The organism is Pantoea sp. Ap-870 (assembly GCF_011752515.1).
GTDB classification, from domain to species: Bacteria; Pseudomonadota; Gammaproteobacteria; order Enterobacterales; family Enterobacteriaceae; genus Pantoea; species Pantoea dispersa.
In genome coordinates this window covers 504637-518661 of sequence record NZ_VWXG01000001.1, presented here as the reverse complement: position 1 = coordinate 518661, position 14025 = coordinate 504637, and the positions used below count along the sequence as shown (strand labels likewise).

The following is a 14025-nucleotide window of genomic DNA, read 5'->3' as shown; positions in this document are numbered from 1 at the left end:
GCGGGCGTCAGGGCAGAGGAAAAATTGCGGGAAATTCCGAATTTTCGCAGAACAGTTAAGCCAGTCACAAAATTCCGCTAACCTGATGCCAGTCAGCCCGAGGAGAATCATGATGGACTTAGCCGTTTTCGATCTGGATGAAACCCTGATTTGTGAAGACAGCACCAGCCTCTGGCTGCGCTGGCTGGTTTCGCAGGGGTTTGCACCGGAAGAGATCATTCGTCAGGAGCAGGCGCTGATGGCGCAATACCACGCCGGCAGCCTGTCGATTGAAGAGTACATGCGCACTACGCTCTCACCGCTCACCGGCATGGCGACGCTCACCGTCGCAGGCTGGGTGCGGCGCTTTATTCATCGCGATATCCTGCCGCGCGTCTTTCCCGCCGCGCGCGAACGCATTCAGTGGCATCAGCAGCGTGGCGACACGGTAATGATTATTACCGCCAGCGGCGATCACCTCGCCGTGCCGATTGCGGAACGGCTGGGCGTACACGGCGCGCTGGCGATTGGCGTGGAAGTGGTCGATGAACGCTACAGCGGTGAGATTTACGGCACCGCCACTTACCGTGAAGGCAAAGTTTCACGCCTCAGCGACTGGCGAGCGCTGCAGCAGGATCGGCGTTTTGAGCGCACCTGGGCGTACAGCGATTCGATGAACGATCTGCCGCTGCTGTCGCATGCCGATCATGCATGGGTGATTAACCCGGACGCGCTGCTGCAGCAGGAAGCGCAGCAGCGCGGCTGGCAGGTGTGTAACTGGGTGCGCTGATTAACCGCGCACGGCGCTGGCGGCATCCGCCAGCCCGACTTTCAGCAGCTTGCCATTGGCCTCATCGGTCAGCACATACAGATAACCATCCGGCCCCTGACGGACATCGCGGATGCGTTCGCCACGATCGCCCAGCAGCCGCTGCGCCTCTTCAACCTTCTCGCCGTTAACGCGCAGTCGGATCAGACTTTTAGCTTTCAGCGCACCGATAAACAGCGAGTTTTTCCACTGGGGAAAGCGCGCGCTATTGTAAAACGCCATGCCGCTGATGGCCGGCGATTGCTGCCAGTAAAACAGCGGCTGCTCGGTGCCGGCAACGGCACTGCCCTGCGCTTCCGGCACTTTCTGCCCGCTGTAATCAATGCCGTATGTCGCCAGCGGCCAGCCATAATTTTTGCCCTTCGCCGCCAGATTCACCTCATCGCCGCCGCGCGGGCCGTGTTCACTCTCCCACATCTGCTGCGTCCACGGATTGAGCGCCAGCCCCTGCGGGTTGCGCACGCCGTAAGACCAGATCTCCGCGCGTGCGCCCTGACGATGGTTAAACGGATTATCCGCCGGCACCTTGCCGTCCTGCGTCAGGCGGACAATCTTGCCCGACAGTTTGTCCAGCTGCTGCGCGCTGCGGCTGGCAAAGTTATCGCCGAACGCGATGTACAGATAACCCTGGCGATCAAACGCCAGCCGCGTGCCGATGTTGGCACCGCCGGAGAGTTTCGGCGTTTGCTCCAGCACCACCTTAAAATCCTGCAGCTGACGGAGATCTGCGCTGAGCGTGCCGTAACCCACCACGCCGCCCGCGCGGCCGGTGTCATCGGCGGTGGTATAACTGAGCCACACCCGACGGCTTTGCGCGAAGTCCGGCGCCAGCACCACATCCAGCAGACCACCCTGACGGTTGGCCCACACGTTGGGTACGCCGCTAATCGGCTGCGATAGCCCCCGGCCCGGCTGCCAGCTGCGCAGCTGTCCGGAACGTTCGGTAATCAGCAGGGTTTGCTGGTCGGGCAGAAACGCCACTGACCACGGATGATCGAGCTTGTCCTGTAATACCTGCACCTGGACATCGGCCGCCAGCGCGGTAAAGGAACCGCTGAGCGCGCCAGCCAGCAGCGCAACACGCCATAAACGCATGGGATTCTCCTTTTCACAGTCTGCCGTTAAGGGTAGTCAGCCAGTAAGAAAGGATGTGCAGGATTTACAAAACATTAAGCCCGGCGCAGTGGCCGGGCGGATAGCAGGCAGGATTATTCGAAGCAGGTTTCCGGGTTTTCCGACAGTGAAATGAAGGATTCACCGCCTTTGGTCAGGGCAATAATGCCGCCGCTTTCAATATCATAAACCCAGCCGTGCAGGCGCAGCTTGCCTTTACGCAGCGCGACCGAAACGGAAGGATGCGTTTTGATATTGTTGAGCTGGGCAATCACGTTCTCTTTCACCATTTCGTTGAGGCGTTTCTCAACCGATTCGTAGTTGCGCTCTTCCACCACCGCTTTTGCCGCATTGGCGTAGTGCAGCCAGTGGTCAACCGCCGGCATGCTCTCGAGATCGGCGTTGGACGCAATCGCGTTCATCGCACCGCAGTTGGAGTGACCACAAATGATAATTTCGGTTACGCCCAGCGCGACCACCGCATACTCGATGGTTGCTGACACGCCACCCGGCTCCGGACCAAACGGCGGGACGATGTTACCGGCGTTACGGATCACAAACAGCTGGCCCGGCTCCGACTGCGTCACCAGCTCTGGCACCAGACGGCTATCCGAACAGGAGATGAATAAAGCTTTAGGATTCTGGTTGGACGCCAGACTCTTGAAAAGATCCTTCCTTTCAGGAAACACATTCTGTTGAAAATTCAGAAAACCTTTGACGATCTCTTGCATTTGTCTGCTCTCACATTATCCACTTCAGCCCCGGCAGAGAGAAACTCACCGCTGGCGCGCTTTAAAATTCTGTAATGTCGATAATAACTTACAATTATCAACCCGATATTTAAGCAAAATCGACCCGCTTGCACAACCCGGATGTCCGCCATGCTCACTAAGCGTACACCAAACAAAATGTTGCGCCAGGTGACCGCCCTGCCCTTATATATAAGATTATTAGATTGACAATATTAGATTTACTCTTTATTTTCTAATTATCCCTTGCAGGGATGGCAGGTGAAAAGAGGTGCATTGTGGTTGAAGTCTCCTGGTCTAAACGTGCCCTGAAACACCTGATGAAGATCGACAAACGCTATCAAAAAAGCATCTTTGAAAAGACATCCCAGCTGATCGCCTTTCCGGCCGTCGCACTGGACATCAGGAAGCTGCAGCAGAGTGATAATCGTTACCGTCTGCGAGTGGGCGATTATCGGGTTATCTTTGCGTTGATAGAGGGAGAGCCTGTCGTTCTTGAGATTGTAGAAGTTGCACGCAGAACCTCTCATACTTACTGATACTCTGCGGGGGAAACCCCGCAGCTATGCACCTGATGACATTGGCCGCGACCTGACGCTACCCGGATAACGTATGTCAAAACAGTATATTTATGATGAAGCAGGCGAACCGCAATTCGTGGTTTTGCCTGTCGCGGAGTATGAAAAGCTGCTTTCAGATGCGGAAAGCAACTGGACAACCCTCGCGATTGAAGCGGATGAACATGATGATGAAACCGTGCCGCATGACGTGGTTGGCATTATGCTCAGCCAGGATATCAGTTTGCAGGCGGCCTGGCGTGTTTACCGTAACCTCTCGCAGCAGTATGTTGCCGAACAATTAGGGACCACGCAAAGCGCAATTTCCCAACTGGAACGCAAAGAGAGTAAACCACAGAAAAAAACGCGCGAGCGCTTAGCCCGACTCTACAGCTGCCGTCCGGAACAATTATTGCTGTAATTCCCCCGGCCACCGTTTGCGTGGCCTTTTTCTCTGATTTCGACAGTGCTTCCCTATACATTTTCCCCGTCAACCTCTGTACAATCGCGCTCCTGTCCACCTTAATTATGATGAATTTTTATCCTTATGAGCCATGTCAAAAATCCGCCGCGTGTAGGCTTCGTCTCCCTCGGCTGCCCAAAAAACCTCGTTGACTCTGAACGCATCCTGACGGAGCTGCGGACAGAAGGCTACGACGTGGTGCCACGCTACGATGATGCGGAGATCGTCATTGTTAACACCTGTGGATTTATTGACAGTGCCGTACAGGAATCACTGGAAGCGATTGGTGAAGCGCTGAACGAGAACGGCAAAGTGATCGTCACCGGCTGCCTCGGCGCCAAAGTGGATCAGATTCGCGAAGTGCATCCGAAAGTGCTGGAGATCACCGGCCCGCACAGCTACGAGCAGGTGCTGTCGCACGTGCACACTTACGTGCCAAAACCCGAGCACAACCCGTTCCTCAGCCTGGTGCCGGAACAGGGCGTGAAGCTGACGCCGCGCCACTACGCTTACCTGAAAATTTCCGAAGGCTGTAACCATCGCTGCACTTTCTGCATCATCCCGTCAATGCGTGGCGATCTGGACAGCCGTCCGATTGGCGCAGTACTTGATGAAGCTAAACGTCTGGTAGAGGCCGGCGTAAAAGAGCTGCTGGTGATCTCGCAGGACACCTCCGCGTACGGCGTCGATGTTAAACACCGCACCGGTTTCTGGAACGGTTCGCCGGTGAAAACCAGCATGGTCAGCCTGTGTGAGCAGCTGGCGAAACTCGGCGTCTGGGTGCGTCTGCACTACGTTTATCCGTATCCGCACGTGGATGATGTGATCCCGCTGATGGCCGAAGGCAAAATCCTGCCTTACCTCGATATTCCACTGCAGCACGCCAGCCCGCGCATCCTGAAGCTGATGAAGCGTCCGGGCGCGGTTGAGCGCACGCTGGAGCGCATCAAACGCTGGCGTGAAATCTGTCCGGAGCTGACGCTGCGTTCCACCTTCATCGTGGGTTTCCCGGGCGAAACCGAAGAAGATTTCCAGATGCTGCTCGACTTCCTGCGTGAAGCGCGCCTCGATCGCGTTGGCTGCTTCCAGTACAGCCCGGTTGAAGGCGCCACGGCTAACCAGCTGCCGGATCAGGTTCCGGACGACGTCAAGCAGGCGCGTTTTGACCGCTTCATGCAACTGCAACAGCAGATCTCCGCAGAGCGTCTGCAGGAGAAAATCGGTCGCGAGATTCTGGTGATCATCGATGAAGTGGATGAAGAAGGCGCGGTCGGCCGCAGCATGGCCGACGCCCCGGAAATCGACGGTGCGGTGTACCTGAATGGCGATCGCCAGGTGAAGGTCGGCGAGGTAGTGCGGGTCAAAGTCGAACACGCCGACGAATACGACCTGTGGGGCACGCGCGTTTAACCGTACTTTTGCTGGTGCGCTTTTTTGCGCGCCAGATAATCGTTATCGGCGCGCAGCCGGTCCCAGCACGCTTTGAACACGGCCGCCGCAGCGGCCTTTTCTTTTTCTACCGTCCGCGGCAGCTCTTTGCCGTCGGCATCGTATTTCCGTCCGCCCTGATGATTGCTGTAGCGGCGCGCGCGGGTGTAACCCATCTGAATAAATTTGCGCGCCATATCCATACCGACAAAATCATCCTGCGCGCGATACGCCTCGAACAGCTGCATGATTTTTTCTGATGACTGCTGCGCCAGCTCGACGGTGCGAAAGCGCCAGTGCGGCAGAATTTCGCTCTTATAAGGTTCCACCATCAGCACCCCCTGCTCGCCGCGCCCGACCTGATACAGCTCCGGATGCTGACGGAAGTCGAGCTGTTTAAAATCCTGCTGGTAATTGAAGGGTTTCATCCCCTGGCCTCCTGTCCGTAACCATTACTGCGGTGAATTATTTCGCTGCCGCACTTTAGTGATGCTTTTTTCCACCGATAACATAACTACCGGCTCATTTGCTAAGAGATGCTCACATGTTCAACAAGATGAAAATTGTGACCGCCATTGTGGTTATTCTGGTGGTATTCACAGCCATGCAGGCCATATCCGGCTCGCTCTTTTTCTCCTCGCTGCGCGCGGGACAACATAATTTCACCGCCAGCAATCAGTTGTCTCATCAGCAGCGCGAGCTGGGCGACGGCTGGCAAACGCTGGTGAAAACCCGCGTCACCATCAACCGCGTGGCGATCCGTATTCTGAAAAATCAGACTGACGAGCAGTCGCTGGCGGCGATTAACAAGCTGCTGCTGGCAGCCGGTGCCTCGCTGAAAGCGGCGCAGCAGCACTTCAATCAGTATAGAAGCTATCCGCGCATCGACGGCCAGAGTGCGTCGACCGCCGATCTGATCGACAAAAAATTCAAAGCGTTTGCCGCGCTGCTGCAGCAGTCCGCCGTGTTTCTGAAAGCCAATAACTACGCGGCCTATGGCAACCTCGATGCGCAGCAGGCGCAGGATGAACTGGAACAGGCTTATCAGCAGTGGCGCGATGAAAACATGCAGCTGATCAATCAGCGCAGCCTGCAAAATGACAGCAACTATCAGCAGGTGCTAATCATGATTGCCGTCATCGCGCTGGTGGTGGTGCTGATGGTGGCGGCGGTATGGACGCTGGTGCGCCGCGTGCTGCTGGCACCGATGCAGCAGGTGCAGCAGCAGATCGAGCGCTTTGCCGAAGGCGATTTGTCAGCCAGCCTGCAGGTGGCAGGCCGCAGTGAAATGGCGGCCATTGCCGCCAGCCTGAATCATATGCAGCAGGCGCTGCTCGGTACCATCAACAACGTGCGCGACAGCGCGGATGCCATTTTTGGCAGCGCCAGCGCCATCGCCAACGGTAATAACGATCTCTCGGCGCGGACCGAACAGCAGGCTGCCTCACTGGAAGAGACCGCCGCCAGCATGGAACAGCTGACCGCGACCGTGAAGCAGAATGCTGACAACGCGCGTCAGGCCACGCAGCTGGCGAAAACCGCGTCGGACACCGCCGACAAAGGCGGTAACGTGGTGGAAGGCGTGGTGAAAACCATGCGCGACATTGCGGACAGCTCGAAGAAAATCGCCGACATTACCAGTGTCATTGACGGTATCGCTTTCCAGACCAACATTCTGGCGCTTAACGCCGCGGTAGAAGCGGCGCGTGCCGGTGAGCAGGGGCGCGGCTTTGCGGTGGTGGCAGGCGAAGTGCGCAATCTGGCCCAGCGCAGCGCGCAGGCGGCGAAAGAGATCAAATTGCTGATTGAAAACTCCGTGCAGCGCGTGGATCTCGGTTCGCAGCAGGTCAGCAGCGCTGGCGATACCATGCAGGAGATTGTCAGCGCCGTGACGCGCGTCACCGATATCATGGGTGAGATTGCCTCGGCTTCCGATGAGCAGAGCCGCGGTATTGACCAGATTGGCCAGGCGGTGAATGAGATGGATCGCGTGACGCAGCAGAACGCCACGCTGGTGCAGGAATCGGCCAGCGCCTCGGCGTCGCTGGAGCAGCAGGCCAGCCGATTGTCATCGGCGGTGGCACGTTTCAACACCGGCGCGCGCGCGCCCGCTGCGGTAACCGAGCGGATGGTGAAACCGGTGCTGCCCGCCCCGACCCGCGCTCTGCCCGCGGCGGTGAGCCACGGTAACGATAACTGGGAAACGTTTTGATGCGCTGAAGTGTTAATAAAATCAATGGATTGAACAAAAGTCATACGCCAGGCATTGCAGTTATCGTAGCGGCGCAATTTATTGCGCGATGAATCGCGCCGCTACAACTGCAATGCGGTGTTCACCCTCAGCTCTTCAATTTGGGGTCCAGCGCGTCGCGCAGGCCGTCGCCCAGCAGATTGAACGCCAGCACGGTGAGAAAAATCGCCAGGCTGGGGAAGATCGCCACGTGCGGTGCAATCACCATATCGGCGCGCGCTTCGTTGAGCATCGCGCCCCACTCCGGCGTCGGCGGCTGCGCACCCAGGCCGAGAAATGACAGGCTGGCAGCGGTGATGATCGAAGTACCGATACGCATGGTGAAATAGACCACAATCGACGACACCGTACCGGGCAAAATGTGACGCATGATAATGGTCCAGTCGGAGGCACCAATACTGCGCGCCGACTCGATATAGGTCTGATGTTTCAGCACCAGCGTATTGCCACGCACCAGACGGGCAAATGCCGGAATACTGAAAATCGCCACTGCCACAATCACGTTGCTCATGCCGCTGCCCATGATCGCCACCACCGCGATCGCCAGCAGAATGCCGGGAAAAGCAAACAACACGTCGCAGATGCGCATGGTGATGCGATCCCACCAGCCTTCGTAATAGCCCGCCAGCAGCCCCAGCACGGTGCCGATCACCGTGCCAATCGCCACCGAGAAGAAGCCAGCGATCAGCGAAATGCGCGTGCCGACCAGCACCCTACTGAAGATATCGCGTCCAAGTGAATCGACGCCAAACAGATGCATCCACGACGGACCTTCGTTGAGCCGGTCGTAGTCAAAATAGTTTTCGGCATCAAACGGGGCGATCCACGGGGCGATAAACGCCACCACAATCAGCAGCAACACAAACGCGCCCGCCAGCAGCGCCACATGCTGACGGCGAAAGCGCCGCCAGAATTCACGCCACGGCGTGCGAACCCGGTTTTCCGTCATCAGCGGCAGGGATTTCAGTGCCGCCTCGCGTCGCCAGTTCTTCAATTGCGACTCCTTACCTGTAGCGAATAGCCGGGTTGATCGCCGCGTAAAGCATATCGACGATCAGGTTAATCAGAATGAACTCCAGCGAGAACAGCAGCACCTCGGCCTGAATCACCGGGTAATCGCGCATCTCCACCGAATCCACCAGCAGACGGCCCAGTCCGGGCCAGTTAAACACCACTTCCACCACAATCGAGCCGCCGAGCAGAAAGCCGAACTGCAGCCCCATCATGGTGACCACCGGAATCATGGCATTGCGCAGCCCGTGTTTGACCACCACCAGCGATTCGCGCACCCCTTTGGCACGTGCGGTGCGCATATAATCTTCCTGCATCACCTCAACGAACGAAGCGCGGGTAAAGCGCGCCATCACCGCGGCCACGGCGGCACCGAGCGTAATCGACGGCAGAATGTAGTGCTGCCAGCTGTCGGCGCCCACCGTCGGCAGCCAGCCGAGCTCGACCGAAAAGACCTGCATCAGCAGCATACCCAGCGCAAACGCCGGAAAGGAGATGCCGGAAACCGCCAGCGTCATGCCGATGCGGTCCGGCCAGCGATTGCGCCATACCGCCGAAACGATGCCGATCGCCATGCCAAACACCACCGCCCACACCATGCTGCTCAGCGTCAGCCACAGAGTAGGAAAAAAGCGCGCGGCAATTTCGGCAGAGACCGGCCGCTTTGACACCATCGACTGACCAAAATCACCCTGCAAGGCATTGAGGATAAAGTGCCAGAACTGCTGAATCAGCGGCTGATCGAGTCCCAGCTCCTGACGCACCAGCGCCACCACTGAGGCATCCGCTTCCGGTCCGGCAATCAGGCGCGCCGGGTCGCCCGGCAGCAGATGCACGAACAGGAACACCAGCACTGCGACAATCAGCAGCGTGGGAATCAGCCCGAGCAGGCGTTTAAGAAAATAGTTGAGCATGCGAAATCCCGCGCAGCATCGGCCAGCCCCGTAAGGCTGGCCGCGTCTGTTACTTCAGATCCGCCTCATCAAAATTGAATGAGGTATCGGGCATGACGTAAAAACCGGTCAGGTTTTTATTGTTCGCAGACAGCAGCTGCTCCACCACCAGCGGAATCCACGGGTGATCGTTCCAGATGCGGTCCTGCGCGTCTTTATACAGTCTGGCTTTCTGGTCGCGATCGGTGGTCTTCAGCGCATCCGCCAGGTCTTTATCCACCTGCGGGTTGCTGTAGAACGCGGTGTTGAAGATAGCCGGTGGCCACGAGCTGGTTGCGAACAGCGGCGTCAGCGCCCAGTCGGCTTCGCCGGTGGAGGCTGACCAGCCGGTGTAGAACATGCGCACCCCGCTCTCTTTCTGCCCTTTACTCTCCACTTCCGCCGCGCGCTGGCCGGCATCCATCGCCGTGACTTTCACCTTCACACCCACCTGCGCCAGCTGCTGCTGGGTGAACTGCAGCACTTTCTGCGCGGTGCTGTGGTTATGCGATGACCACAGCGTGGTTTCGAAACCATTCGGGTAGCCCGCTTCCTTCAGCAACTCGCGCGCTTTGGCCGGATCGTATTTGATGGCCGGATAGCTCTGGGCAAAATCAATGCGCGGCGGCACGATGCCGGTGGCTGGCGTGGCGTAACCGGCAAAGGCCACTTTCGCCAGCGCCTGGCGATTGATGGCGTACTCCAGCGCTTCACGCACTTTCGGGTTATCGAACGGCTTTTGCGTCACGTTGAGGCTAATGTAACGCTGCATGATCGACGGTGTGGTCACCACATCCAGCTTGCTATTGGCCTGCAACAGTTTGGCCTGCTCTAACGGCACCGGGAAGGCAAAGCTGGCCTCGCCAGTTTGCAGCATCGCCGCGCGGGTGTTGTTGTCCACCACCGGACGCCAGGTAATGCTGTCGAGTTTTGGATAGCCCGGTTTCCAGTAGCCCGACCACTTTTTCACTTTGACAAAGTCGGTCTGGTTCCAGGTGTCAAAGGTATAAGGTCCGGTGCCTACCGGATGGAAACCGATGTCCTTACCATATTTTTTCAGCGCGGTTGGCGAAATCATCACCGCAGCCGGATGCGCCAGATTGTTGATAAACGCTGAGAACGGCTGCTTCAGGGTAATTTTCACCGTGGACGGATCGACCACTTCGGTGGTGGCGATATATTTAAACAGGTTATAGCGCTTGAGATGGTTGTCCGGATTGCTGGCGCGGTCGAGGTTGACCTTCACCGCTTCAGCATTGAAATCCGTGCCATCCTGGAATTTCACGCCCGGACGCAGTTTGATGGTATAAGTCAGCCCATCGCTGCTGGCCTGATAGCTTTCAGCCAGCACGTTGACCAGCTTCATGTCTTTATCGAAGCCGAACAGGCCCTGATAGAAAGACTTGGCCACCGCCTGCGACAGCGTGTCGTTGGCGTCGTACGGATCCAGCGTGGTGAAGGTCGACGCCACGGCAATCACCGCATCTTTGGCCGCCCAGGCGGGCAGCGCCAGCGCCGAACTCAACAACCCGGCAGTGATAACCCCTTTTCGCATGATATGGTGCATCGTTATCGTTCTCCTGTAGTCCCTGTCTTGCGCGCCCTGCACAGAGGGCGCGGTTGGTTGCTGCTCAGGCGCCGCTAATGGCATGGCGGGCGACAAAATGGCCCGGCGCCACTTCCAGTAACGGTGCCACTTCCGGCTCATCACCCAGCGGGCGAATCGGGCTGGGGATCTCATCGACCATCAGCGCCCGCTCGCGGTGCCGATGCGCCGGATCGGCCACCGGCACCGCGGCCATCAGTTTTTTGGTATAAGGATGGCGCGGCTGTTCGAACACCGCCTGACGCGGTCCCATCTCCACAATCTGCCCGAGATACATCACCGCCACGCGATGGCTGATGCGCTCCACCACCGCCATGTCGTGCGAAATAAACAGGAAGGCGATGCCAAATTCACGCTGTAAATCCAGCATCAGATTGATGATCTGCGCCTGAATCGACACATCCAGCGCGGAGACGGACTCGTCGGCGATCACCACTTTAGGATTGAGCGCCAGCGCGCGTGCGATGCAGATACGCTGGCGCTGACCGCCAGAAAACTCGTGCGGGTAGCGCTGCGCGTGTTCGGGTAGCAGACCGACGCGTTCCAGCAGCCAGGCGACGCGTTTCTCTGCCTGCGCGCGCCCCATGCTGCGATGCACCAGCAGCGGCTCCATAATTGAAAAGCCGACGGTAAGGCGCGGATCGAGCGACGCATACGGATCCTGAAAGATAAACTGAATATCGCGGCGCAGCGTGGCCAGCGCCCTGCCCTGCAGTGCATCAATGCGCTGGCCGTCAAAGGTGATGCTGCCGCCCTGGCTGGCGACCAGCCGCAGCAGCGAGCGTCCGGTGGTGGATTTGCCGCAGCCGGACTCGCCCACCAGCGCGAGGGTTTCGCCTGCATAAAGATCGAAACTGACTTTTTCCACCGCGTGGACGCGACGCTTCACCCGATTGAGCAGCCCGCCGCGAATATCAAAGCGCGTAACCAGATCGCGCACCTGTAAAATCGGCGGACGGTCGTGACGCACGGTATCCTGCGGCGTGCTGGCCTCTTCGCGGCCGTTGGTATGCAGCAGCGGAAACTTCGCCGGCAGCGGCTGGCCGCTCATCGCCCCGAGCTTTGGCACGGCCGCCAGCAGCGCGCGGGTATACGGCTGCTGCGGCGCGTCGAACAACTGCTGCACCGGCGCGCGCTCAACCACATCGCCGCGATACATCACCTGCACGCGATCGGCCATCTCCGCCACCACGCCCATATCATGGGTAATAAAGATGACGCCCATCTGCATCTCTTTTTGCAGCACGCGAATCAGCTGCAGAATCTGCGCCTGGATGGTGACGTCCAGCGCGGTGGTCGGCTCATCGGCAATCAGCAGCGCCGGCTTGCACGACAGCGCCATGGCGATCATCACGCGCTGGCGCATACCGCCGGAGAGCTGATGCGGATAGCGCGACAGCACATTGTGCGCTTCCGGAATGCGCACCAGATCCAGCATGCGTCGCGCTTCGGCCTGCGCCTGCTGGTGACTTTTACCCTGATGCAAACGAATAGATTCGGTGATCTGTTCACCAACGGTGAACACCGGGTTGAGCGACGTCATCGGCTCCTGAAAGATCATCGCCATGTCCGCACCGCGCACCCGGCGCATCTGGCTGGCGGACGCCCGCATCACATCCAGCACCTCGCCGTTGCGCCGCCGCAGCAAAATTTCACCGCTGACCGCGCCGCCGGCCTGTGCAATCAGACGCATCAGCGCCAGCGACGTCACCGATTTACCCGAGCCCGATTCGCCCACCAGCGCCAGCGTTTCTCCGCGATGCAGATCGAGTGAAAGCTGCCGCACGGCGTCCGTCACGCGCCCTTCATGCTCAAAGCGCACACAGAGGTCGCGTACCGCCAGCACCTGCTGCGGCGCAAACTGCTGCTGTAGATCCGTCATGCCTGCTCCTTAGCTGTCGCGGTAAATCGCCACCTCGACCTCGCCGCCCACGTATGCGAATCCGCGGTACATGCCTTCGCTGTTAAACGGCAGCGCCACGTTGCCGTGGGCATCAACGGCAATCAGCCCGCCGCTGCCCTCCAGCTCCTGCACTTTGTCATGAATCACGCTGGCGGTGGCCTGTTGCAGCGAACGACCGCCATATTCCATCTGCGCTGAGACATCGTAAGCCGCCAGCGTACGAATAAACACTTCGCCGGTACCGGTACAGGAGACCGCCACGGTGGCGTTGTTGGCATAGCAGCCGGCGCCCGCCAGCGGTGAATCACCGACGCGGCCCGCCTGCTTGTTGGTCATGCCGCCGGTGGAGGTGGCGGCCGCCAGATTACCCTGCAAATCGAGCGCTACCGCACCCACGGTGCCAAATTTGCGATCCGGGTCCAGCGGTTCGCTCCCCTGCGCCGCGCCATCATGATCCAGCAGCATTTGTTCGCTGCCCAGCGCGCGCTGCAGCTGCTCCCAGCGTTCTGGCGTCGAGAAGAAATCAGGCTCGACCGGCGTCAGCCCCTGTTGCGCGGCAAAGGCTTCCGCCCCGCTGCCAATAAAGAGCACGTGCGGACTGGCTTCCAGCACTTTACGCGCGGCAAGAATCGGATTGCGGATACGGCTGACGCCAGCGACGGCGCCGATATCCAGCGTACGGCCATCCATCAGGCTGGCATCCAGTTCATGGGTGCCCTGATGGGTGAATACGGCCCCTCTGCCGGCATTGAACAGCGGGCACTCTTCCAGCAGCCGCACCGCTTCGGTCACGGCATCCAGCGCGCTACCGCCGCTGGCCAGAATCTGCTGGCCGGCGCTGACAATCGCGGCCAGTTGCTGACGATAGTGCTGCTCTTTTTCGGCGCTCATTGCCGCACGCGTAATCGCGCCGGCGCCGCCGTGAATTGCGATAACTGCTTTAGCCATAACCGTTACCCTGTCAAGGAATCAGAGCCAAAAACACTGATTTAGAATGGTTTTCATCTTTTTTTGGCAATTTTCGACTATAGAAAGCCCCTCCCTGCTTGTAAAGCAGAAAGTGTATCAGCTGTCATAACCTTTTAATGTGGATTATGCTTTTTTGTGAATTAAGGGAGAGAACGCACCAGCTTTAATATTATGGCTGGCGCGCTTACGTCTGGCACCGGCAAGGCAGTGAACAACCTATTTTCCTTGCTTTATG

The 14025-nt window shown here is 58.5% G+C and carries 13 protein-coding genes; 5 read left to right on the top strand and 8 right to left on the bottom strand.

The annotated features are described in order from the left end of the window. Positions 1-112: 112 nt before the first annotated feature. The gene (locus F3J41_RS02525; RefSeq protein WP_021508391.1) at positions 113-769 is read left to right on the top strand and encodes an HAD family phosphatase; all 657 of its coding nucleotides are present in this window, start codon (positions 113-115) and stop codon (positions 767-769) included. Here the strand turns inward: F3J41_RS02525 and F3J41_RS02520 are convergent, their stop codons facing one another. Then, on the bottom strand, positions 770-1903 hold the full coding sequence (locus F3J41_RS02520) for a PQQ-dependent sugar dehydrogenase (RefSeq protein ID WP_166709847.1): 1134 nt from the start codon (positions 1901-1903) through the stop codon (positions 770-772). 113 nt (positions 1904-2016) lie between these two features. Then, positions 2017-2652, bottom strand: coding sequence for a carbonic anhydrase (locus tag F3J41_RS02515; protein WP_021508393.1), 636 nt, complete (start codon positions 2650-2652; stop codon positions 2017-2019). 296 nt (positions 2653-2948) lie between these two features. Between F3J41_RS02515 and F3J41_RS02510 the strand changes: the two genes are divergently transcribed. The 3 genes from F3J41_RS02510 (at position 2949) to rimO (ending at position 5100) form a co-directional block, all read left to right on the top strand. Continuing rightward, positions 2949-3209: a type II toxin-antitoxin system RelE/ParE family toxin gene (locus F3J41_RS02510; RefSeq protein ID WP_031279864.1), complete on the top strand. Its 261-nt coding sequence runs from the start codon at positions 2949-2951 to the stop codon at positions 3207-3209. A 73-nt stretch (positions 3210-3282) separates the two neighbouring features. Next, positions 3283-3648, top strand: coding sequence for a helix-turn-helix domain-containing protein (locus F3J41_RS02505; RefSeq protein ID WP_021508395.1), 366 nt, complete (start codon positions 3283-3285; stop codon positions 3646-3648). A gap of 126 nt (positions 3649-3774) precedes the next feature. Further along, positions 3775-5100 carry a 30S ribosomal protein S12 methylthiotransferase RimO gene (gene rimO, locus F3J41_RS02500; RefSeq protein WP_021508396.1) on the top strand — a complete coding sequence of 442 codons (1326 nt, stop codon included), beginning with the start codon at positions 3775-3777 and terminating at the stop codon, positions 5098-5100. On the opposite strand, the gene F3J41_RS02495 is transcribed toward rimO, so the two are convergent. Continuing rightward, entirely contained in the window at positions 5097-5546 is a 450-nt protein-coding gene (locus F3J41_RS02495; RefSeq protein WP_058775349.1) for a DUF4385 domain-containing protein, read from the bottom strand. The two genes, rimO and F3J41_RS02495, sit on opposite strands and share 4 nt — an antisense overlap. A gap of 116 nt (positions 5547-5662) precedes the next feature. Here F3J41_RS02495 and F3J41_RS02490 point away from each other — a divergent pair, with 116 nt between their 5' ends. Further along, complete coding sequence (locus F3J41_RS02490; RefSeq protein WP_166709845.1) at positions 5663-7330, top strand: methyl-accepting chemotaxis protein; 1668 nt, start codon at positions 5663-5665, stop codon at positions 7328-7330. A 127-nt stretch (positions 7331-7457) separates the two neighbouring features. Here the strand turns inward: F3J41_RS02490 and gsiD are convergent, their stop codons facing one another. The 5 genes from gsiD to F3J41_RS02465 form a co-directional block, all read right to left on the bottom strand. Further along, positions 7458-8363 carry a glutathione ABC transporter permease GsiD gene (gene gsiD, locus F3J41_RS02485; protein WP_058757796.1) on the bottom strand — a complete coding sequence of 302 codons (906 nt, stop codon included), beginning with the start codon at positions 8361-8363 and terminating at the stop codon, positions 7458-7460. A gap of 10 nt (positions 8364-8373) precedes the next feature. Next, the gene (gene gsiC / locus F3J41_RS02480) at positions 8374-9294 is read right to left on the bottom strand and encodes a glutathione ABC transporter permease GsiC (protein WP_021508400.1); all 921 of its coding nucleotides are present in this window, start codon (positions 9292-9294) and stop codon (positions 8374-8376) included. 49 nt (positions 9295-9343) lie between these two features. Further along, a complete protein-coding gene (gsiB, locus tag F3J41_RS02475; protein ID WP_058769518.1) occupies positions 9344-10879 on the bottom strand; it encodes a glutathione ABC transporter substrate-binding protein GsiB in 1536 nt (511 codons plus the stop codon). Between the two features lie 64 nt (positions 10880-10943). Then, positions 10944-12800 (bottom strand): glutathione ABC transporter ATP-binding protein GsiA, encoded by a 1857-nt coding sequence (gene gsiA, locus F3J41_RS02470; RefSeq protein WP_159378325.1) that lies wholly within the window; start codon positions 12798-12800, stop codon positions 10944-10946. Between the two features lie 9 nt (positions 12801-12809). Next, complete coding sequence (locus F3J41_RS02465) at positions 12810-13769, bottom strand: isoaspartyl peptidase/L-asparaginase family protein (protein ID WP_166709844.1); 960 nt, start codon at positions 13767-13769, stop codon at positions 12810-12812. Positions 13770-14025 lie beyond the last annotated feature (256 nt).

Coding starts and splice junctions, on each gene's coding strand:
- gsiB (WP_058769518.1), bottom strand. CDS start 10,879: ATGCACCATATCATGCGAAAAGGGGTTATCACTGCCGGGTTGTTGAGT.
- F3J41_RS02495 (WP_058775349.1), bottom strand. CDS start 5,546: ATGAAACCCTTCAATTACCAGCAGGATTTTAAACAGCTCGACTTCCGT.
- F3J41_RS02525 (WP_021508391.1), top strand. CDS start 113: ATGGACTTAGCCGTTTTCGATCTGGATGAAACCCTGATTTGTGAAGAC.
- F3J41_RS02515 (WP_021508393.1), bottom strand. CDS start 2,652: ATGCAAGAGATCGTCAAAGGTTTTCTGAATTTTCAACAGAATGTGTTT.
- F3J41_RS02490 (WP_166709845.1), top strand. CDS start 5,663: ATGTTCAACAAGATGAAAATTGTGACCGCCATTGTGGTTATTCTGGTG.
- gsiA (WP_159378325.1), bottom strand. CDS start 12,800: ATGACGGATCTACAGCAGCAGTTTGCGCCGCAGCAGGTGCTGGCGGTA.
- F3J41_RS02520 (WP_166709847.1), bottom strand. CDS start 1,903: ATGCGTTTATGGCGTGTTGCGCTGCTGGCTGGCGCGCTCAGCGGTTCC.
- F3J41_RS02465 (WP_166709844.1), bottom strand. CDS start 13,769: ATGGCTAAAGCAGTTATCGCAATTCACGGCGGCGCCGGCGCGATTACG.
- rimO (WP_021508396.1), top strand. CDS start 3,775: ATGAGCCATGTCAAAAATCCGCCGCGTGTAGGCTTCGTCTCCCTCGGC.
- gsiC (WP_021508400.1), bottom strand. CDS start 9,294: ATGCTCAACTATTTTCTTAAACGCCTGCTCGGGCTGATTCCCACGCTG.
- F3J41_RS02505 (WP_021508395.1), top strand. CDS start 3,283: ATGTCAAAACAGTATATTTATGATGAAGCAGGCGAACCGCAATTCGTG.